This window comes from Agrobacterium sp. V1 (genome assembly GCF_030518355.1).
GTDB lineage: Bacteria > Pseudomonadota > Alphaproteobacteria > Rhizobiales > Rhizobiaceae > Agrobacterium > Agrobacterium cucumeris.
Genome location: NZ_JAULSF010000001.1, coordinates 1861294 through 1881746, shown reverse-complemented (window position 1 = coordinate 1881746; position 20453 = coordinate 1861294). Strand labels below are relative to the sequence as shown.

At 58.1% G+C, this 20453-nt stretch carries 22 protein-coding genes; 9 read left to right on the top strand and 13 right to left on the bottom strand.

Annotated elements, in window-relative coordinates; all coding sequences use genetic code 11:
* The first annotated feature begins 102 nt into the window (after nt 1-102).
* Complete coding sequence (locus QSV77_RS09195; protein ID WP_271362221.1) at nt 103-747, top strand: MBL fold metallo-hydrolase; 645 nt, start codon at nt 103-105, stop codon at nt 745-747.
* 85 nt (nt 748-832) lie between these two features.
* Here QSV77_RS09195 and QSV77_RS09190 read toward each other — a convergent pair whose 3' ends face one another.
* The 4 genes from QSV77_RS09190 to QSV77_RS09175 all read right to left on the bottom strand — a co-directional run bounded on the left by QSV77_RS09190 (nt 833) and on the right by QSV77_RS09175 (nt 3965).
* Nucleotides 833-1048, bottom strand: a complete 216-nt coding sequence (locus QSV77_RS09190) for a cold-shock protein (RefSeq protein ID WP_003494703.1) — start codon at nt 1046-1048, stop codon at nt 833-835.
* 446 nt (nt 1049-1494) lie between these two features.
* Nucleotides 1495-2397, bottom strand: coding sequence for a DMT family transporter (locus QSV77_RS09185; RefSeq protein WP_302733215.1), 903 nt, complete (start codon nt 2395-2397; stop codon nt 1495-1497).
* Nucleotides 2398-2580: 183 nt separating this feature from the next.
* Nucleotides 2581-2889 (bottom strand): hypothetical protein, encoded by a 309-nt coding sequence (locus QSV77_RS09180; RefSeq protein WP_302733214.1) that lies wholly within the window; start codon nt 2887-2889, stop codon nt 2581-2583.
* Nucleotides 2890-3035: 146 nt separating this feature from the next.
* A complete protein-coding gene (locus QSV77_RS09175) occupies nt 3036-3965 on the bottom strand; it encodes an EAL domain-containing protein (RefSeq protein ID WP_302733213.1) in 930 nt (309 codons plus the stop codon).
* 211 nt (nt 3966-4176) lie between these two features.
* On the opposite strand from QSV77_RS09175, the gene QSV77_RS09170 reads away from it, so the two are divergent.
* The gene (locus tag QSV77_RS09170; RefSeq protein WP_142840345.1) at nt 4177-5379 is read left to right on the top strand and encodes a pyridoxal phosphate-dependent aminotransferase; all 1203 of its coding nucleotides are present in this window, start codon (nt 4177-4179) and stop codon (nt 5377-5379) included.
* A 53-nt stretch (nt 5380-5432) separates the two neighbouring features.
* On the opposite strand, the gene QSV77_RS09165 is transcribed toward QSV77_RS09170, so the two are convergent.
* Complete coding sequence (locus QSV77_RS09165; RefSeq protein ID WP_302733212.1) at nt 5433-6539, bottom strand: calcium:proton antiporter; 1107 nt, start codon at nt 6537-6539, stop codon at nt 5433-5435.
* 194 nt (nt 6540-6733) lie between these two features.
* On the opposite strand from QSV77_RS09165, the gene QSV77_RS09160 reads away from it, so the two are divergent.
* Nucleotides 6734-7000: a DUF2188 domain-containing protein gene (locus tag QSV77_RS09160; protein WP_142840343.1), complete on the top strand. Its 267-nt coding sequence runs from the start codon at nt 6734-6736 to the stop codon at nt 6998-7000.
* 108 nt (nt 7001-7108) lie between these two features.
* Here QSV77_RS09160 and QSV77_RS09155 read toward each other — a convergent pair whose 3' ends face one another.
* Entirely contained in the window at nt 7109-8053 is a 945-nt protein-coding gene (locus QSV77_RS09155; RefSeq protein WP_142840342.1) for a LysR family transcriptional regulator, read from the bottom strand.
* A gap of 90 nt (nt 8054-8143) precedes the next feature.
* On the opposite strand from QSV77_RS09155, the gene QSV77_RS09150 reads away from it, so the two are divergent.
* Together QSV77_RS09150 and QSV77_RS09145 are read left to right on the top strand one after the other, a co-directional pair.
* Entirely contained in the window at nt 8144-9178 is a 1035-nt protein-coding gene (locus QSV77_RS09150; protein WP_302733211.1) for an NAD-dependent epimerase/dehydratase family protein, read from the top strand.
* Nucleotides 9178-9567, top strand: coding sequence for a DUF6220 domain-containing protein (locus QSV77_RS09145; protein ID WP_302733210.1), 390 nt, complete (start codon nt 9178-9180; stop codon nt 9565-9567). Before QSV77_RS09150 ends, QSV77_RS09145 begins: the two co-directional genes overlap by 1 nt.
* Before the next feature lie 54 nt (nt 9568-9621).
* Here QSV77_RS09145 and QSV77_RS09140 read toward each other — a convergent pair whose 3' ends face one another.
* From QSV77_RS09140 to trxB, 4 genes are all read right to left on the bottom strand, one after another.
* A complete protein-coding gene (locus tag QSV77_RS09140) occupies nt 9622-10734 on the bottom strand; it encodes an alkene reductase (RefSeq protein ID WP_142840339.1) in 1113 nt (370 codons plus the stop codon).
* 127 nt (nt 10735-10861) lie between these two features.
* Complete coding sequence (locus QSV77_RS09135) at nt 10862-11152, bottom strand: helix-turn-helix transcriptional regulator (protein WP_142840681.1); 291 nt, start codon at nt 11150-11152, stop codon at nt 10862-10864.
* Nucleotides 11153-11754: 602 nt separating this feature from the next.
* A complete protein-coding gene (locus QSV77_RS09130; RefSeq protein WP_046798419.1) occupies nt 11755-12651 on the bottom strand; it encodes a LysR family transcriptional regulator VtlR in 897 nt (298 codons plus the stop codon).
* 24 nt (nt 12652-12675) lie between these two features.
* Complete coding sequence (trxB, locus tag QSV77_RS09125; protein WP_052818057.1) at nt 12676-13650, bottom strand: thioredoxin-disulfide reductase; 975 nt, start codon at nt 13648-13650, stop codon at nt 12676-12678.
* A gap of 249 nt (nt 13651-13899) precedes the next feature.
* Between trxB and QSV77_RS09120 the strand changes: the two genes are divergently transcribed.
* Nucleotides 13900-14367, top strand: a complete 468-nt coding sequence (locus tag QSV77_RS09120; protein ID WP_161991241.1) for an Lrp/AsnC family transcriptional regulator — start codon at nt 13900-13902, stop codon at nt 14365-14367.
* Nucleotides 14368-14397: 30 nt separating this feature from the next.
* On the opposite strand, the gene QSV77_RS09115 is transcribed toward QSV77_RS09120, so the two are convergent.
* Nucleotides 14398-15453 carry a glycosyltransferase family 4 protein gene (locus tag QSV77_RS09115; protein ID WP_302733209.1) on the bottom strand — a complete coding sequence of 352 codons (1056 nt, stop codon included), beginning with the start codon at nt 15451-15453 and terminating at the stop codon, nt 14398-14400.
* 87 nt (nt 15454-15540) lie between these two features.
* Complete coding sequence (gene greA / locus QSV77_RS09110) at nt 15541-16017, bottom strand: transcription elongation factor GreA (protein WP_026363859.1); 477 nt, start codon at nt 16015-16017, stop codon at nt 15541-15543.
* A gap of 221 nt (nt 16018-16238) precedes the next feature.
* On the opposite strand from greA, the gene QSV77_RS09105 reads away from it, so the two are divergent.
* From QSV77_RS09105 to QSV77_RS09095, 3 genes are all read left to right on the top strand, one after another.
* Nucleotides 16239-17471: a putative DNA modification/repair radical SAM protein gene (locus QSV77_RS09105; protein ID WP_302733208.1), complete on the top strand. Its 1233-nt coding sequence runs from the start codon at nt 16239-16241 to the stop codon at nt 17469-17471.
* Nucleotides 17471-18925: a UdgX family uracil-DNA binding protein gene (locus tag QSV77_RS09100; RefSeq protein ID WP_302733207.1), complete on the top strand. Its 1455-nt coding sequence runs from the start codon at nt 17471-17473 to the stop codon at nt 18923-18925. The genes QSV77_RS09105 and QSV77_RS09100 overlap by 1 nt, the downstream gene beginning before the upstream one ends.
* 148 nt (nt 18926-19073) lie before the next feature.
* On the top strand, nt 19074-20213 hold the full coding sequence (locus QSV77_RS09095; protein ID WP_302733205.1) for a GGDEF domain-containing protein: 1140 nt from the start codon (nt 19074-19076) through the stop codon (nt 20211-20213).
* Here the strand turns inward: QSV77_RS09095 and QSV77_RS09090 are convergent.
* A complete protein-coding gene (locus QSV77_RS09090) occupies nt 20210-20398 on the bottom strand; it encodes a hypothetical protein (protein ID WP_271362211.1) in 189 nt (62 codons plus the stop codon). The genes QSV77_RS09095 and QSV77_RS09090 overlap by 4 nt on opposite strands.
* Nucleotides 20399-20453 lie beyond the last annotated feature (55 nt).

The window sequence follows — 20453 nt, the reverse complement described above, 5'->3', positions numbered from 1 at the left end:
GGCGATCTGGCAAAGGAAAAACCGTATCTTTTCTCCGCCATTGTACTGTGATCGGTCGCAGTCTATACGAGGCGGGATTTTTCGGACAAGGAGACACGGGATATGGGAAAGTTGCAGGCGGGCATTATTCCGGTCACGCCGTTCGAGCAGAACTGCACCATCCTCTTTGATCAGGATACCAAGGAAGGTGTTGTCGTTGATCCCGGCGGCGATGTGGATGTCATCCTCCAGGTCGTCGCTGAAAACGGCATCACGCTCAAGGAAATCTGGCTGACCCATGGACATCTCGACCATGCCGGTGGTGCCGAGGAATTGCGCGCGAAACTCTCGCTGCCGGTCATCGGTCCGCATGAGGACGACCGGCCGTTGCTGGAGAGGATCGAGGTGCAGGCCGAAAAATACGGTATCGCCGGTCTTCAGAACGTCGTGCCGGACAAATGGCTGAAGGACGGGGACAGGGTATCCTTCGGGGATCATGTCTTTGAGGTCTATCACTGCCCAGGCCATGCCCCCGGCCATGTCATCTATTATAATCGCGACCAGCAATTTGCCCATGTCGGCGACGTGCTGTTTTCAGGGTCGGTGGGGCGGACCGATCTGCCCGGCGGGAACCATGAGCAATTGATGGCGTCCATTCGCGACAAGCTTTTGCCGCTCGGCGACGATGTCGGGTTCATCTGCGGCCATGGTCCTGGCGGTCGGCTGGGCGATGAACGCCGCAACAATCCCTATCTTCAGGGGATCTGAGCGCGTTACGCATGGCGTGTGCGCAGGCATAAAAAAACCCGGCATTCCTGCCGGGCTTCAACTAGAAAAGAAAGCCGTTTTAGGGTCAGCCAGCAATCTGCAGATTGACTGCCTTCGGGCCCTTGCCGCGACGATCCGGTTCCGTGTCGAAGCTCACTTTCTGATTTTCTGAAAGTCCGGACAGGCCAGAAGCCTGTACAGCAGAGATGTGAACAAAGATATCAGCGCCACCATTGTCTGGCTTGATGAAGCCGAAGCCTTTGTCTGTATTGAAGAATTTTACGGTGCCAGTTTCGGCCATGCATCAGGTCCTTTTCGCTCTGCCCGCGTTCAGCTACAGGCAGCATTACAGTTTTGCCCCGCGAGGGCGTTGGCAGGCAGTTTTTGACTATTGAGAAAATGGACCTTCGCAGCGGGAAGTAATGGCGTTTTCATCCAACGTTTTTCGTCCCACCGCCCGAGGTTTATAGCGTCCCCAGTGCGCAAAATTATAGGCCTTCCCATGCTCGCAAATTGCCCGAACCGCGGTAGAGTGATGCGTTTATGGAAAATTGGCAAGCAAAAGTTTTCACGGGCTTTTTGTCAGATAAAAAACCTGCGGTAGAATAACGGCGTGCAATCGCACATTTTTTTCGCATAGGCGATATTTGATGAAATAATTGCCGGTTAGGGCGGGCGTTCCCGGCAAAATTTTGGATGCCGAAACGCGTTTTTGACGCGGAGCGAGAAAAAACGGTTCTTTTTGCGTCAGGCCGTTCCAGCCACGGTTTTTTGCCGTTTTCGCGTCAGTTCAGGCACCAGTTCCACGATCAATATGGCGATGAATATGATCAGGCAACCGACATAACCGGCGCGGGAAATGGTCTCATTGAGGAAAAGCGAGGCCATCAAAGCGCCGAAAAGCGCCTCCGAGGACAGGAATATCGCCGCCTGCGGCGCCGTGGTGTAACGCTGGCCAATGACCTGCAAAACGAAGGCGAGGCCGGAGGATACGAGGCCGACATAGAGGATTTCCGCCAGCGAGGCTTCGATTGCAGCCATGCTGATGGGTTCGAAGGCAATGCCGATCATGCAACTAAGAAGGGAGCAAACCGCGAACTGGGTGCAGGAGAGGGCGAGCGGTCGCCCGCTCTCGGAGACGAAGCGGCCGGCAAGCGTGATCTGGATCGCCCAGAAGAAGGCGCAGATGATGCTGAGAATATCCCCTCTTGTCAGCGCCTCGAATGCGCCGCCGGACAGGAGGAAGATGCCGCCGAGCATCATCAGCGCGCAGGGCCAGACGATCCAATGGGGATGCCGCCGGTAAAGCACGACAGCGATCACGGGCACGAAGATGACGTAAAGCCCGGTCAGGAAGCTGGAATTTGTGACGGTCGTGGTCAAAAGCCCGACCTGCTGGGTGGTGGCGCCGCCGAACAGGGCAAGTCCCACCAGGATATAACTGCCGATTTCCTTGCGGCGCGGCGGCGATTTCTTCGACCGGGTTTCCATCATGGCGAAGGGCAGCACGGCGATTGCGGCAATGGCGAAACGCAGACCGACGAACCAGAAAGGGCCAATGGAGGCCATGGCGGAGGACTGCGCGACAAAGCCGCCTCCCCAGATCGCTGCGGCGAGCAGAAGCAGCATATTGGCCTGAATACGCGTCATTGTTGGCACCAGCACACAGGGGCCGGAAGATCATTCCATCGCGGCCTTGGCAATTCGGGGATTTTTTGAAATGTCGATCAGACGGTTTCCCGGGTGCTTTAGCAGCAACCTGCCGGTGCCGCAAGCCGGCGGAAGGCGGTCACCGTCAGACGCGGCGACTGGCGTAGCTTTTGGAGCGCCAGCTTATTTGTAGCGGCGGGCTTCGTCCTTGAGACTGCGGCGGGTCAGCGTCAGGCCGCCGATGCCGAGGCCGATGAAGGCCGCAGCCGAGAGGATGATGAGCAGGAAGTGCGGACCCGCCCGCGATGTGGCCGCTTGCGGAATAGACGCGGTGTGCAATGTATCGACGGCTTGGGCCGCTGCATTGGCGGATGTCGCGATACCTGCGGCCATGGTGATGATGACAAGAAAAGCAGCCGCTGCCATCCAGAGGGAAAACAGCGTTCTCTGCGCCCTTAACCTTTCAACGGAAGTCCGGTCGTTGGTAAACATGGCGATTGCCTCTTGTCCCTATCCATGAAGGATAAAAGAGGCTTTGAAATGGACGGCTTGGAGACCGAATTCTGGCGTTCCGCGGCATTTATTGCGGCAATATTGTGGCAAGTGCGATTACAGGCGGCTGCTTGCCGCAGATAGCCTCAGAGGCCGCGTTTTCCAAAGGTGCGGGTCTGGCGCTGCGGATGCGGCTCAGCCGGGCGCTCTTCGCGCAAAAATGGCGGCGTCGTGCCGTTCCGGTCCGTCCGCGGCGCGGTGTTGAAATAGGCGCTGCCGAGTTCGGGAAAGCGTGCGTCGAAGCTTGTGGGTGCGAGTTCCGGTTTGGCGAGAGCATAACCCTGCATCAGCAGGACGCCGAGGTCCTCACACAGATCGACCTGCCAGCCGCTCTCCAGCCCTTCGAATACCGGCTCTATTCCATCGTCGCGAAACTGGCTGACGATGACGCGCAGAAGGGCGGCTCCGGCGGAATTCTGCATGAAATCGCGCACCCAGCCGGCTTCGAATTTGACATAATCGGGCTTGATGAGCTTTACCCGGTCGATGTCGGAATCGCCGGCGCCGTAATCGTCCAGCGCCACGCGAAAACCGATGTCATGCATGTGGTAGGCGAAGTCTGCGACCATCTGCGTGTCGGAGGCCTTTTTCTCGGAGATTTCGCAGACGATGCGCTCTGCCGTCATGCCGGCCTCGTGGGCGGCAAGACGCATGCGCTCCACTTCCTGGCGCATCTTGGCCGGGGTCTGGAACAGGCCCGGATGGAAGTTGACGAAGATACGGGCGCGGGATCGGTTGAGCCTGCCGGTATTGAGAATGTGAATGGTGCGCAGGATGCTGTCGATAGTCTCGATATCGTCAGGCTCCACCAGCGAGAAGAATTCGCCTGGCGTCACCGGTTCGCTGTTGCGATGGGGCCGCACCAGACCTTCGAAGGAATCGATGTCGAGCGCGCCGCTCGGTGTTCGACGGAAAATGGGCTGCAGGGCCGATTTCAGGTTGAATGTTTGGTAGGCCGTGGACCATGTGCCATCGACCTCGCGGACAAGACTGGAAAAGATGCTTTTGGGCGCCATTTTTCAACCAGCTATAGAGACACGACCCCTAGGCTCGCGAATGTAGCGTATCAAGCGTTACTTCCGGGTTAAGGAAGGTTTAAATTCTCTGCTACAGCACATAAGCCGGCTTTTGACCTTGAAAGACGGCCTTTCTTTCGACATAGAAAGTGCCGCAGAAAACAAGTTTTTCAGCTTCTACCGATGTCAACCCCAATAGGACCGATTAAAAATGGCCTTCCTTGCCGACATTCTCTCCCGCGTAAAGCCATCCGCCACCATCGCCGTTACCCAGAAAGCCCGCGAGCTTAAAGCGAAGGGCCGCGATGTGATCAGCCTTGGCGCCGGCGAGCCGGATTTCGATACGCCCGAAAATATCAAGGAAGCGGCCATTGACGCCATCAAGCGCGGCGAAACGAAATACACGCCCGTTTCCGGCATTCCGGAACTGCGCAAGGCTATCGCTGAAAAGTTCAAGCGCGAAAACGGCCTCGACTACAAGCCGGAGCAGACGATTGTCGGCACGGGCGGCAAGCAGATCCTTTTCAATGCCTTCATGGCCACCCTCAACCCGGGTGACGAAGTCGTCATTCCCGCACCTTACTGGGTCAGCTACCCGGAAATGGTGGCGATCTGCGGCGGCACGCCCGTATTCGTCGACACCACGCTTGAAGACAATTTCAAGCTGACGGCGGCAGCACTGGAAAAGGCGATCACGCCGAAGACGAAGTGGTTCGTCTTCAACTCGCCTTCCAACCCCTCGGGTGCCGCCTATTCGCATGACGAGCTGAAGGCACTGACGGACGTGCTGGTCAAGCATCCGCATGTCTGGGTGCTGACGGACGACATGTATGAGCACCTGACCTATGGCGACTTCAAATTCGTCACCCCGGTCGAAGTCGAGCCTGCGCTTTATGACCGCACGCTGACGATGAACGGTGTTTCCAAGGCCTATGCCATGACCGGCTGGCGTATCGGCTACGCGGCCGGCCCGCTGCCGCTGATCAAGGCCATGGACATGATCCAGGGCCAGCAGACCTCGGGCGCAAGCTCGATCGCGCAATGGGCGGCTGTTGAAGCGCTGAACGGCACGCAGGATTTCATTCCGACCAACAAGAAGATCTTCGAAGGTCGCCGTGATCTCGTCGTCTCCATGCTCAACCAGGCCAAGGGCATCAATTGCCCGTCACCGGAAGGCGCATTCTACGTCTACCCGTCCTGCGCCGGCCTGATCGGCAAGACCGCGCCATCTGGCAAGGTCATCGAGTCGGATGTGGACTTCGTCTCCGAGCTTCTGGAAGCCGAAGGCGTTGCCGTCGTGCAGGGATCGGCTTTCGGCCTCGGCCCGAACTTCCGCATTTCCTACGCCACGTCGGAAACCCTGCTGGAAGAAGCCTGCAAGCGCATCCAGCGTTTCTGCGCCGATTGCCGCTGATCGGTTTGTGATATCAATTGAAAAAGCCCGGCAGCGATGCCGGGCTTTTTTGTTTAAAGCCCCAGAAACAGCAGCATGACGAAGGTGGCGAATAGGATGAAATGCGTCATTCCCTCAATCGCATTGGTCTCACCATCATTGAGATTGATGGCGGCGGCGATGAGGGTGATGAAGACCATGACGGTTTGAACCGGTGTCATCGCCATGATGAAGGGCTGGCCGGTGTAGAGCGCGATGCCCTCCATGACAGGCACTGTGAGAATGACCGTCGACAGCGATGCGCCCATGGCGATGTTGACCACGGCCTGCATGCGATTGCGCAAGGCGGAGCGGAGTGCGGTGAGGATTTCCGGTGATGCCGAGATTGTCGCCACCACGACCGCCATCAGCGCCGGTGGCGCGCTGGTGCCTTCGAGGCTGACGCTCAAAAAGCTCGACATGAATTCCGCCAGCACGCCGATCAGCACCACACCGGCGATGATGAGGCCGATGGAGAGCGGCACGCTGCCTTCGTCTTCTTCCTCGGCATGGCTCTCCGATGGTTGACCGGCCGGATGTGTCTTGCGGGGATAGGCATAGCTGAAGAAATAGCTGTGCGGACCGACCTGCATTTTCAGGAACAGGGCATAAAGCGCGATCATGGCAACGATGGTGAAGGCGGAATAGACGTGCCAGCTTTCATCGGGAATGAATTCCGGCACGATCATCGAAATGCCCATGGCGGTAAGGATCATCACCCCGTAGGTCTTGCCGGAATCATCATTATAGGGCTGTTCGCCGTGGCGCAGCCCGCCGAGCAGGGCGGCTAAGCCAAGAATGCCGTTGATGTCGATCATCACGGCGGAATAGATCGTGTCGCGCACCAGTGTCGGTGAGCTGGATTCACTCATGATGATAGCGAGGATCAGCACTTCCACCGCAACTGCCGAGAGTGTCAGGATCATCGTGCCATAGGGATCGCCGACCTTGGCGGCGAGGATTTCGGCGTGATGGGCAACCCGCATAGAGACCAGAACGATGAGCCCGATCAGGGCGATCGCGGCAATGAGCGATGCCGTTTTCCCGCCCTCGAATATTGCATGTTCGGCCATATAGGCAACGATTGCTGCCGGTATCGCGAGCAGCAATATGCGCTCCTGCTTCAGAATAGAACCCACCATTGATTTCCCTTCCCCTGACAGCCGCAGGCTGTGACGTATCGTCCCTCAGATCAAGCAGGATTTGCGCTTGAGTGCTTTTGGTAGGATAGTGATGTCGCAGGACATGCTGCTCATGCCGCGGTGTCCCCGTTGGGTGCAATGCTTGAAACGCGGTTGTGGTTGCCATGTCGCCTACTGAAACAGGAGGAACATGCATGACCAAAGTGGTGTATGAAATCGTCGAACATGACGGAGGCTTCGCTTACCGCATGAACGGCGCTTATTCTGAAACCTTCCCTTCCTATGCGGATGCCGTCGAGGCTGCGCGTATCGTTGCCGCTGAACAGCAGGTGGGCGGCGATGACGAAGAAATCAGCTATCAGGACGAACGCGGCCAATGGCACGAAGAATATAGCCAGGGCGGCGACCGGCCGGAAGCTGAAGTCGTGGACAAGACTTTACCCTCGGCCAGACCGTTTTGATGACAGAGCCGGCATTTCCGGTCAAATCGGCATCACGTTACATGTTCCGCAAGTTGGTTTTACATCATCGCGGACCGAGGTCCGTGCGGCAACCGCTTCCCAATAGTCCTAGCGCCGTTGCGGCGGGGCGCCCGGGTCGGTCTCCTTGAGATGTGCCTTCAGGCCTTCGACGAGGGCGCTGAACACGGCACGGCATCGTGGCGAGGTTTTCAGGTTTTCATGCATCGCCACCCAGGTATGCAGCGGGATGTCGATATCAGGCAGAACCTGCACCAGCCGCGGGTCCTTGCGCGCAAGGCCGATCTGACAGACGCCGATGCCTGCGCTGGCGCGGATCATGGCAAGTTGGGCGAGATTGCTGTCGGCGCGGATTTCGAAGCAGATATCCTCAATATCGGGTATTTCCGGATCAAGGGCGCGCATCCGCTGGATGGCCGCCCTGATGAATGGCGTCTTGCGGTCGAAACCGACCATCCGGTGCTCGTTTAATTCTTCCATGACCTTCGGAATACCGGCTTTCGCCAGATAATCGCGCGTTGCATGAAAGCCCAGACGGAAATTGCCGATGTAGCGCATGACGATCGCATCCTGCTGCGGTTCGGTCATGCGGATGGCGATATCGGCCTCGCGCCGCAAAAGGTCTTCCAGCGTATCCGATAGCGAAAGCTCGATTTCGAGCCGGGGGTGAATTTCCTGCATGGCCGCAACGATGGGCGGCAGCATTTCCACGCCGATGATGTCAGATGCGCTGATGCGCACGGTGCCTTCGATCTTGCCGACTTCGCCGGATGCCGCACGCATGAGCGCTGCCGCTGTCGCTGCGAGATTTTCCGCATAGGGGCGGAGCGCAAGGGCAGCTTCCGTCGGCATCAACCCGTGCGGTGAGCGGATGAACAGCGGAAAACCGACCGCCTCTTCCAGCGCGCCGATATGGCGCCCCGCAGTCGGCTGAGTGATGCCCAGTTCACGCGCAGCCGCAGACAGCGAGCCGTCACGCAGCACACTGAGGAAGGTGCGGTAAAAATCCCAGCTGACATCCCGGCTCTTGATCATAAATTTTTGTATACCTGCTCCACCCATTTCGACAATTTCGTATATCGCAGGACGGGAGGATACTCCAGCCCACAAGAAGGAGTGATGGCGATGATATATGAAAAACACGCAGATACAGCAGAAAATCAGCCTCTGGCGCTGATCGTCGGGGCGAATGGCGGTGTAGGCAGCCATGTAGCAAAGATGCTGTTGCAACGCGGCTGGCGGGTGAGGGCGCTGACGCGCCAGCAGGCACCATCCGGTGCGACGGATGGTATTGAGCGCGTGACCGGCGACGCCATGAACCGGCAGGACGTGGTGGAGGCCGCGAAGGGGGCAACGCTCATCGTCCATGCGGTCAACCCTCCGGGATATCGCAACTGGGACAGGCAGGTGCTGCCGATGCTCGACAACACCATCGCGGCGGCTGAGGCCTGCGGGGCGAGGATCGTGTTTCCCGGCAGCGTTTATAATTTCGGGCCGGATGCTTTTCCGCTCCTGACGGAGGACAGCCCGCAAAAGCCTTTCACCCGCAAGGGCACGTTGCGGGTGGAGATGGAGCGGCGGCTGAAGATGGCGTCGATGCGTGGCGTGCCGGTGCTGATTGTCCGCGCCGGGGATTTTTTCGGACCCGATGCGAAAAACAACTGGTTTTCACAGATGCTGGTGCGACCGGGCAAGCCGGTGCGCAGCGTCCAGAACCCAGCGGCGCCCTATGCCGGACATCAATGGGCCTATCTGCCTGATGTGGCGGAAACGATCGGCCGGTTGCTCGACCGCTTGGGCGAACTTCCGGCTTTCGCCGTTTATCACATGGAAGGTTTCTGGGATTTCGATGGGTTACAACTGGTTGCGGCGATCGAGCGGGTCGTTGGCCACCCGGTCAAGATGCGTCGGCTTTTCTGGCCGGGCATAAGGCTGGCCGCACCCTTCGTTCCGCTGTTTCGCGAAGTGCTGGAAATGCAATATCTCTGGCAGATGCCGATCCGCATGAGCAACCGCAAGCTTGCAGATTTTCTCGGCGCGGAACCACGGACGCCGATTGATGCAGCCGTCTCGGCGACATTGGCGAGCCTGGGCTGCCTCCAGCAGGTGCCGCAACCGGCGAGCCAGCATCATACGGCGGATGCCGGGGGCAGGGTGTGATGGCCACCGCGGCAAATGGGATGTCAGCTCGGCGTCGTGTGTTCGCGGTGATTTCGGCAGGGGTGCCGGTGCTGATTTTTGCACAGGTGCTGCTGGCGGGGTTGTCGATCTATTATGACGGATCGCTGCTTTCGGTGCACAAGGGGCTTGGCATGTTTATCGCCATCCCCATCGCATCGCTGGTCTTTCTCGCGCTGCGTTACGGCGATCTACGGCCGAACCTCAATCGAGCGCTGGTGCTGCTTGCGCTCTATTGCCTGCAGGTGGTGCTGATGAGCATCGGTCGGGAAACGGGCAATGGCTTTCTGCAGGCGCTGCATGTGGCAAATGCCTTTGTCATGGGGGCGTTTTCCGATTTCGCCGCCCGGCAGGCACGCACCGCATCCTGAAACGGAAAACGCCGCACTGCGGAGAAGCAGTGCGGCGTTTGGTTTTATCAATGATCAGCCGAGCGCCGGATAGTCGGTATAGCCTTCTGCGCCGCCGCCATAGAAGGTCGGCTGGTTCGGCTCATTCAGCGGTGCATCGTTCTTGAAGCGGCGCACCAGGTCCGGATTGGCGATGAAGGCCTTGCCGAAGGCGACAGCATCGACCTTGCCGCTTTCCACGGCTTCGATGGCGCTTGCACGGTCGTAGCCGTTATTGGCGATCCACAGCCCCTTGCCGCCGGCATTGCGATACGCACCCTTGAAGGCGGCGTAATCGAAGGGCTTGTCGCCCTGCTTGAAATCACGCGGGCCGCCGGTCGCACCCTCAACGACATGGATGAAGGCGAGATTGCGCTTGCCGAGCTCTTCCGCAACGTAATTGTAAAGCGGCTGCGGATCAGCCTCGAAAATATCGTTGGCGGGGGTGACGGGGGAGAGGCGAATGCCGGTGCGGCCCGCGCCGATTTCTTCCGTAACCGCATCCACCACTTCCAGAAGGAAGCGGGCGCGGTTTTCGATCGAACCACCATAGTCGTCGGTGCGCTGGTTGGTGCTGGATTTCAGGAATTGCTCGATCAGATAACCGTTGGCTGCGTGGATTTCGACGCCGTCGAAACCAGCTTCCAGCGCGGCACGGGCGCCGCTGCGGTAATCCTCAAGGATGAGGCCGATATCGTCGATGGTGAGCGCACGCGGCTCGGAGGTTTCCGCAAAAGCGCCGGTGCCGTCATCATTGATGATATAGGTCTTCGATTTGGCAGGGATGGCGGAAGGGGCGACGGGCTGGCCGCCATGCGGCTGCAGCGACGTATGCGAAATGCGGCCCACATGCCAGATCTGCGCAACGATCTTGCCACCGGCCGAATGTACGCCGTCGGTGATCTTCTTCCAGCCTTCGACGGCTTCCTGCTTGTAGAGGCCCGGAACATCCGCATAGCCCTGTCCCTGCTGGGAAATCGGGGTGCCTTCGGTGACGATCAGCCCCGCCGTGGCGCGCTGCTCGTAATAGGTGGCGTTGAGATTGTTGGGAATTGCCCCCGGCGAACGGTTGCGGGTGAGGGGAGCCATGACGATACGATTGGCGAGTGCGATATCGCCGGCCTGTGCCGGTTCGAAAAGACTGGTCATGCGACTTCACTTTCTGGTCGGTTGGCGAAATTGCGCTTAAGGCGCGCTGTCTTTCGGTCTGGGTGCCGGAAGGAGAACCACTTGCTGGTTTCCAGTCCGGCACCCCAGGGCTCAAAGCTTGGGAGGCTCAGAGATTCGCGTGCAGATAATTTCGGAACGCGTCGATGGTTTCCTCGTTGCGTTCGAAAAACACCCATTGCCCGACCTTCTTCGACCTTATCAGGCCGGCTGCCTGCAACACCGCCAGATGCGACGAGACGGTGGATTGTGACAGGCCGCTGATCTGAAACTGGTTGGCGCACACACCCATGCTGAACGGATGGTCCTGACAGAAGTGATTTTCCGGGCACTTCAGCCATTCCAGAAATTTCAGCCTGGCAGGGTGGGAAAGGGCTTTGAGGACTTCCTCCGGGTTCATCGGTGTTTCTCTAATATCTGGCATGAACGATGTTTATATCGATGGTTTCCGATATACAAATCACGTATCCGTGAGGGCCTGTGGGGATGGCGGGGATACTTCCCAAAAAAGAAGGCCGCTGGATGTCTCCGCGGCCCGATAAGTTTGAAGGTTAAAACCTCCAGAGGGGAACAGCTGTCGCGTGCCTTATGGGAGCGTGACAGCCAGCTAAAATATGGGAGCGTCATTAATGCAAAACAAGGTTGCATCGTGCGATATTTCGCCAAATTGGGGAAAATTCTTGCGGGTAAAAAAAGAGGGCCGCCGGATAGATCCAGGGCCCTTTAAGTGTGAAGGTCAAAAACCTCCAGAGGGGAACAGCTGATGCGGTGGAACTGGGAGGAAAAGCCACCGTGTGCATCAGCTGAGAGCGATATGGTGCTTTTTTGTGCACGAAACAACTCTTTTTTGTGCAGGTCAGGCATGCGCGCGATGCAGGCCTCGATATTTCCGGTATATTTTATGTGCAATGCTGGTGAGGGCCGCCTGTCGGCAGCCCTCTTATCCGCATTTTCAAGTGTTTGAATTTAAACGGATATCCAGGTTTTCCGGCTAATTTAGCGTCAGAAGTTCCAGTTCCGCGCCTTGGCGACGATGAAATCGCGGAAAGCTTTCAGCTTTGCGGCATTTTTCATTTCATCGGGATAGCAGAAGTAGGTATCGAATGACGGAATATCTGCGGCCAGCGACAGCTGGATGAGACCAGGATCGCGCCCGACGATGTAGTCAGGCAAACAGGCGATGCCTATTCCCAGCAGGCAGGCGCGTTTGATCGAGGTCTGGCTGTTGATCTGCAGATGCGGGATGCGCGTATTATCTGAAGACCGTCCGGCGTTTTCCAGCCAGTTGACATCAAGAAGGTAGTTGGGCGCCGGTTCACCGAAGGAGATGATCCGGTGATTGTCCAGATCCTCGATCGACTGCGGTTCGCCGTGGCGATTGATGTAGGACGGCGCGGCATAGACATGCATGTGCACCGTAAACAGCTTGCGCTGGATAAGATCCGATTGCTGCGGCTGGCGCAGGCGGATGGCGCAATCGGCGTGGCGCATGTTCACGTCCAGCTCCTCATTGTCGAGGATGAGCTGGATCGACATTTCCGGATAGAGTTGCAGGAACTCCTGCACCTTGTCCGTCAGCCAGCCCTGGCCGAGACCAACCGTCGTCGTCACGCGCAGCTTGCCGCTCGGCTTTTCCGTCGTTTCGGTCAGCTGCATCTTCACCGTTTCGAGCTTCAGCAGCACGTCATGGGCGGTGCGGTACAGCAGCTCGCCCTGTTCGGTGAGGATCAGGCCACGAGCATGACGATGGAACAGCTTGACGCCGACATCCTGCTCCAGCGCGCTGACCTGGCGGCTGATGGCCGACTGGGACAAATGCAGCTTGTCGGCAGCGTGGGTGAAAGACCCTGCTTCGGCTGCGGCATGAAAAATGCGCAGTTTATCCCAGTCCAATGGCATTGCCATGCCTATCCTGCCTTTCGGTTATTCCGCTGCGACCGCGAGCGGTTGTTGCGCGGTGAGATAGCGTTCTGCTTCCAGCGCTGCCATGCAGCCCATGCCGGCGGCGGTGATCGCCTGGCGGTAAATGTCGTCGGTCACGTCACCGGCCGCGAAGATGCCTTCGACGTCGGTTGCCGTGGAATCGGGAGCGGTCCACATGTAGCCGTTGTCTTTCAGCTTCACCTTGCCCTTGAACAGTTCAACCGCAGGCGCATGGCCGATGGCGACGAAGACACCGTCGATGGGCGTATCGCTGATGACGCCGGTTTTGGTGTCGCGCAGGCGTACACCCGAGACGGAGGGTGGCATGGGTGGCTTGGCGGGCGCGCCGGTAATTTCGGCGATTTCCGTGTTCCACAGGATCTTGACGTTTTCCTTGGCAAACAGCCGTTCCTGCAGGATCTTTTCCGAACGGAAGCTGTCGCGGCGATGCACGACTGTCACGGATTTGGCGATATGGGCGAGATAGAGCGCCTCTTCCACGGCGGAATTGCCGCCACCGACCACGATCACGTCCTTGTTGCGATAGAAGAACCCGTCGCAGGTGGCGCAGGCGGAAACACCAAAGCCCTGAAAATGCTGTTCGCTCTCGATACCGAGCCACTTGGCCTTGGCGCCGGTGGCGATGATCAGCGTATCGGCAGTCCAGACCTGACCGGAATCGGTCTTGACCACAAATGGCCGGGTCGTGGTGTCAACTTCGGTCACGAGGTCGCTGACGATTTCCGCGCCCACATGGGTTGCCTGCTTCAGCATCTGGTCCATCAGCCACGGACCCTGAATCGGATCGGCAAAACCCGGATAGTTTTCGACATCGGTGGTGATCATCAGCTGGCCACCCTGTTCCATGCCGGCAATCAGCACCGGCTTCAGCATTGCGCGGGCCGCGTAGATCGCCGCCGTATAGCCGGCGGGACCGGAGCCGATGATCAATACCTTCGTGTGGCGGGCAGACATGGAAACATTCCTTCTCAATAACAGGGTCTTCGCTCAAGGGCCTTCCAGCCGTGGACGGCGGACGGGCCACAACCCCTTCGTTGGCAGGTATTTAAGGTTGTCTAGTGTCTTTATTCAAGGGCAGCCTTGCGTTACCAACAAGGCAGTTGTGGATGCGCGCGCAATTTTGTAACCGGCCGGCGGCATATTGTTGCGAATCCCGTGCCGAATAGTACAAGGAACTTCTACGGCTTAACGAGGAACTTCTCCGTGACCAGCGTCGAACTCGATGCCATCGATCTGAAAATCCTGCGCGAATTGCAGCGCGACGGGCGCATGACCAATGTGGAACTGGCCGAAAGGGTCGGTATTTCCGCGCCGCCATGCCTCAGGCGTGTCCGCAAGCTGGAAGAAGCGGGTGTGATCGAGGGTTATCACGCCATGTTGAACGCGCCGAAGCTCGGTTTTGATCTCGTCGCCTTCTGCATGGTTGGCCTCAAGCGCCAGTCGGACAGCAATCTGAAGGCTTTCGCTGCCGCGACGGGCGGCTGGTCGCTGGTACGGCAGGCATGGATGGTGTCAGGCGAAAGCGATTTCCTGCTGCATTGTGTTGCCAGAAACCTCACCGAGTTTCAGGATTTCGTCATCGAGGTTCTGACGGCTGACGAAAATGTCGACACGGTTCGCACCATGCTCACCATCCGTCAGGTCAAGCGCGTCGGCCTCGTGGAAATCTGAACGGCAGATTTGCAGTTGCTTTGCTAGGCGTTATGCGCGCCTTAGCGCGTCATAGACCGCACCGAGACTTGTCGCCTCTTTTTCCAGCGGGAATGTGGTGCGCACATGCGCAAGCCCGGCCAGCGCATGGTTTTTGGCCAGAGACGGGTCGGCAAGATAGGGCTTTATCGCATCCAAAAGTGCTGCGTAGTCACCCGCTTCGACCACCATGCCGGTCTTTCCCTTGACGATCATTTCCTCGTAAGCGCCGGCATTGCTGGCAACGACTGATGTTTCCGAGGCCATCGCCTCCAGCGGCGTCAGGCCGAAACCCTCATTTCGCGACGGTGCAACATAAAGCGTCAGCCGTCTGTACCAGGGTTTGATATCATTGACTTCGCCCTGAAACACGATCCGGTCGGAAAGGCCGGCTGCGGCAACATCGGCTTTTAGTGCGTCACCAAAGGCCTTGTGTTCCGCCGTCACACGGCCGGAAACCACGGCCGTCCATTCAGGGTGTGCGGGCAGAAGCTCGATCATGGCGCGTACGAAGAGATCGGTGCCCTTCTGGTGGCGCACCCGCCCAAAACAGCCGATCAGATAGTGTCCCGGCAGGCCGGTTGAGGCAATCGTGTCCTCGGGGCTTTCCGCCGGATGAAACAGATCGGTGTCGACGCCATGCATCACGACGCTATGGGGGACTTCGAGAAAAGAGCCGGAACGGCCGCTGGTTGCCACCACGGCATCCATCTTCGAAATCAGGAAACGCGTATAGGCGGAATGTCGCCTTTGCGCGGCCGAGGTGAAGAGCAGCTTTACCTTCATGCGCAGCACATCGCGCATGAAAATGCCCGGCAGCATTTCAAGATTGCGGCGGGCGTGCCAGATGCGGGGGCCGCCGAACGGCCCGTTTTGCCAGAGGCGCCACAGATCGCGGAAGCGCACATGCGGCAGATGCGGCGGCAGGCCGGGGCCGATGACGGCCACTTTTTGTCCCAGCCGGTTCTGCACCGGAATGAGCTGAACGATGGTGGAGGTGACGCCGGAGAGCCTGCGCTTGAAGTTCGGTGCAAGCACCTGCACATCTTTCAGACTGACGTGGGACAAGATGGGCTTCCGTCTCTGCGGCTGGTTTGGCGGTTTGATACGTCAAAAGGCAATGCGCCCGCGAGGGGCGCATTGCGGTGAGGCTCATCAGCCCCACTGTACCGCGAGGATTTCGTAACCCTTGGCGCCGCCCGGAGCATTGACTTCGATGCTGTCGCCAACTTCCTTGCCGATAAGAGCACGGGCGATGGGCGAGGAGATGGAAATGCGGCCAGCCTTCACATCGGCTTCCTGGTCGCCGACGATCTGGTAGGTCTTTTCCTCGTCGCTGTCCTCGTCCACCAGCTTGACGGTGGCGCCGAACTTGATCTTGGAACCGGACATCTTGGAAAGGTCGATGACCTCCGCGCGCGCGGTCAGGTCTTCCAGTTCGGTGATGCGGCCTTCGTTATGGCTCTGGGCTTCCTTGGCAGCGTGGTATTCGGCATTTTCCGAAAGGTCGCCATGGGCGCGCGCTTCCGCAATTGCCTCGATGATACGGGGACGTTCCTCCTGCTGGCGAAAGCGCAGCTCCTCCTGCAGCTTGACGAATCCACCCTGAGTCATCGGTACTTTTTCTACCATTTTTTTATCCTTCGCATTCCGGTCGCTTTACTTGCAGACACAAAAAGAAACAGGTTCCGGAGAGGAACTCCGGAACCATGCCAAAATCATAACTAAGCCGACTATATCAGAAGACGACAGCGAAATGCCAGCAAATTTGAGGCGGGCAATTTTATGCATTCATTCATGAAGTTAGGCGGCATGATTGACATTTCTCAATAGAACATATAGTGAACATAATTATGAAGAAGTCAATCAGGCAACGTCTGGCCATTCTCTCCGATGCGGCGAAATATGACGCATCCTGCGCCTCCAGCGGTACGACGAAACGCAGCTCGGCTGCATCCGGCGGATTGGGCTCCACGGAGGGATCGGGGATCTGCCATGCCTATGCGCCGGATGGGCGCTGCATTTCGTTGCTGAAAATCCTGCTCACCAATTTCTGCATTTATGACTGCGCCTATTGCATCAACCGTTCCTCCAGCAATGTGGAGCGCGCGCGATTTACCGCCGAAGAGGTGGTGTGGCTGACGCTGGAATTTTATCGGCGCAACTATATTGAGGGGCTATTTCTTTCCTCCGGTATTATCCGCTCTTCCGACCATACGATGGAGGAGATGGTGCGCGTGGCGCGTGAGTTGCGCGTTACTCATGGATTTCGTGGTTATATCCATCTGAAATCGATCCCTGAAGCATCGCCGAAGCTCATAGAGGAAGCGGGGCTTTATGCCGACCGGCTGTCGATCAATATCGAGTTGCCGACCGATAGCGGTATCGGCCGTTTCGCGCCGGAAAAGCAGCCCGCCAATATTCGCCGCTCCATGGCCGATATCCGCCTGAAAATCGAGGAGGCCGGCGAGCCGACGGTGCGCACGCGTCGGACCAAGCGCTTTGCGCCCGCCGGGCAGAGCACGCAGATGATCGTGGGTGCTGACGGCGCTGATGACAGCACCATTCTCTCCACCAGCGCCCGGCTTTATGGCAGTTATGGCCTGCGCCGCGTTTATTATTCCGCCTTCAGTCCCATTCCGGATTCCTCCAAAAACCTGCCACTGATCAAGCCGCCCTTGATGCGTGAGCACAGGCTTTATCAGGCCGACTGGCTTTATCGATTTTACGGTTTCGACATTGGCGAAATAACCGCGATTGGTGGCGATGGCATGCTCGATCTCGATATCGATCCGAAGCTGGCATGGGCGCTCAAAAACCGCGACCGTTTTCCGGTGGATGTGAATGCGGCGGATCGGGAAATGCTGTTGCGCGTTCCCGGTTTCGGCACCAAGACGGTGGCGTCCATCCTGTCATCACGGCGGTTCCGGCGGGTACGGCTGGAGGATGTTGCCCGTTTCGGGGTGTCCCTGAAAAAGGTGAAGGCCTTTATCGTCGCGGACGGCTGGACGCCGGGAAAACTGACTGAACGGCCTGATCTGCGGGCGATGTTTGCGCCGCAGCCTGAACAATTGTCGCTGTTGTGATGCATGGCCCGGTTCTCGAAGGGCGGGGCGATTTCGGCGAGTGGCGCGATGCGGCTCGGGCGGCGCTTGCCGCCAACATACCGCCAGAGGCGATTGACTGGCGGCTGCGGGATGACGAAGCCGGTCTGCTGGATTTTGCCGGTGAGCCGTTGCCGATGCCCAGGCCTGGGGAAATCCAGGTCTCCGTTCCGTCCGCTTTCGTGGCGCTGGCACAGGCGGTGATCTGTCACAGCGATAAGGGCCGTTTTGCGCTGCTATATCGGCTGTTGTGGCGGCTTAGGCAGGATCGCGCCCTGCTGCAATTCAAGTCTGATCCGGATGTTTCACAGGCACGACTGCTCGAAAAATCCGTCCGTCGTGACTGTCACAAGATGACGGCCTTCGTTCGTTTCAAGGAGTTACTCTTACCGCAGGGGCAGGGCGGGCGACGGCGCTTCGTTGCCTGGTTCGAGCCGGATCATTTTATTGTCGAGCGCGAGGCGCCGTTTTTTCAGCGGCGGTTCACCGACATGGACTGGTTGATCGCGACACCGCAAGGGTCTGCGCGATGGGATGGGAGCGTGCTGCAAACATCGCGAGAGGCCGCCGCCAAACCCGATTTGACAGACGAGACGGATGATCTCTGGCGGACTTATTACGCCAATATCTTCAATCCCGCCCGCTTGAAGATCAAGGCGATGACGGCGGAGATGCCGAAAAAATACTGGAAGAACCTGCCCGAGGCGGATCTCATTCCCGGCCTCATTCTGGGCGCGGAGGCGCGGGTGCTGGATATGGCGGCCAAGGCGGCAAGCCAGCCGCAACCTTTTCACCACCGCCTGCAGGCCGTTGCCGCCGCGGCGCGGGAAGAGGTCCTGTCGGCGGAACCGGACGGTTCGCTTGCCTCCTTGAGGCGGCAGGCAGGCCAATGCACCCGGTGTCCGCTGCATTGCAAGGCGACGCAAACTGTTTTTGGCGAGGGACCGGAGGATGCGGATGTCATGATCGTCGGCGAGCAGCCGGGCGATCACGAAGACCTTGCCGGAAAACCTTTCCTCGGCCCTGCCGGTCAGCTCTTTGACCGGACGCTGGGCGAGATCGGCGTGGATCGCAGGCGGCTTTACGTCACCAATGCCGTCAAGCATTTCAAATATGAAACACGTGGCAAGCGGCGCATTCACCAGCGGCCGGATGCGGGTGAGGTGCAGCAATGTCGCTGGTGGCTGAGCCAGGAAATTGCACTGGTGCAGCCGAAGCTCATCGTCGCCATGGGTGCAACGGCGCTTTATGCGCTGACCGGTGGCAAGGAGAAAGTCACCGACGTTCGCAGCCGCCCTCTGCCCATGCAGGAAGGGCGGACGCTGTTTGTCACGGTGCATCCTTCCTATCTGCTGCGCCTGCCGGACGCGCAGGCGAAGCACGCGGAAATTCTGCTCTTCAAAAAGGATATGGAGTTTATAAGATCATTCGAATAGATTGTTTTATTAATTTATGAAAATATTGTATTTTATTTTGATTTTTATGAATATAATTTACGATTTTTTGGTTTGCTATTTTTATTGAAATTTTATACTTATAGATGATAATTGAATTCGTTTTATTTATTTATTGCGTGGACATATTATGTTGGGTGAACTCGACCTCACGACAGTCATACTGATGCAAAAGTGCTCTTATATTGTAGGATTGCTGAGTTTCATCTATCTGAAGTTGTCAAATCGTGGATTGCGTGGCCCGGTTGCTCTTGCCGCGGGCTTTGCTGCCATGACAATTGGCTCCACCCTCGCCGGTTACGGCGAATGGGGGATAATGTCACCGGCTTTTTGGCAGCTCGGCAGTGTCGTTTTCGGCATCATCGGTTATGCGCTGATCTGGCTTGGTCTGAAAGTTTTGAGCGATGGACGCCCTGTGGGGCGCCGGACGGTGGTTGTCCTCTGTCTTGCCGCCCTGCTGGCGATTGTCGTCGCGCTGCAGGTGGCTGAAAACAATGCCTATCGTGCGGCGCTGTTCAATGGCTGCGCGGCTCTCGCCTATCTTGCGGGCGCGGGTGGTCTTTTCGCAAGGTGGCGCAAGGAGCGGCTTCTCTCCCGTCTGGCACTCGGCGCAATCACCGGGATTTCCGGTCTGATTTCGCTATCCGTGGTGAAAAGCATATTCTTTCCGGATTATGCCATCATCAATCTGGTCAATGCGTTTTTCTTCATCATCATGCTGAACTTCGCCATCGCGCTGTTCGTGATGATGCTGGTGGCCGAGCGGTCCGAACGGAAATTGCTGGTTCTCGCCAACACCGATCCGTTGACCGGCGTCAAGAACCGCCGCTTCTTTTTCCAGGCCATGCCTGCGGCTCCCGATCCCGCCGATGCGGCCATGCTGCTGGATATCGATCACTTCAAATCGATCAACGACCGTTTTGGCCATGCCGTCGGTGATAGCGTCCTTCAGGAAGTGGCAAAACGCATCGGTGGCAGCATACGCGGTGCCGATGTTCTGGCGCGTTACGGTGGCGAGGAATTCATCATCTTCCTGCCGGGAGCAGGTGGTCAGAAAGCCTCTATGATCGGCGAGCGTATTCGCAATGCGGTTGCCGTCAATGACGTCGATTGTGGTGGATTGCGCGTCGGCGTGACGATCAGCATCGGTGTTGCGACCACCGGCGAAATGCGCTGCGACCTGCAGACGCTGGCGGAAATGGCGGATCGCGCCCTCTACCGCGCCAAGAGCGAAGGGCGCAACTGCGTGCGCGAGGCGCTGGCTGCCTAGCCCTGCTGCTCGCTCACTTCATCCACCGCGGCGCGATGGTGCAGGGCTTCCTTGAGCAAGATCTCGATCTGGGCATTGATACTGCGCAACTCGCCGCTGGCCGTGTTCCTGATCACGTTCAATATTGCGGGTTCGATCCGCAGCGGAAAAGCCACCCGTTCCGGTCCCGGCGGACGTCCTGCCATTGCTTTAACCCCGCAAGGTTTCGGTGCTGATCACCGAGGTTGCGTCAACACGCGC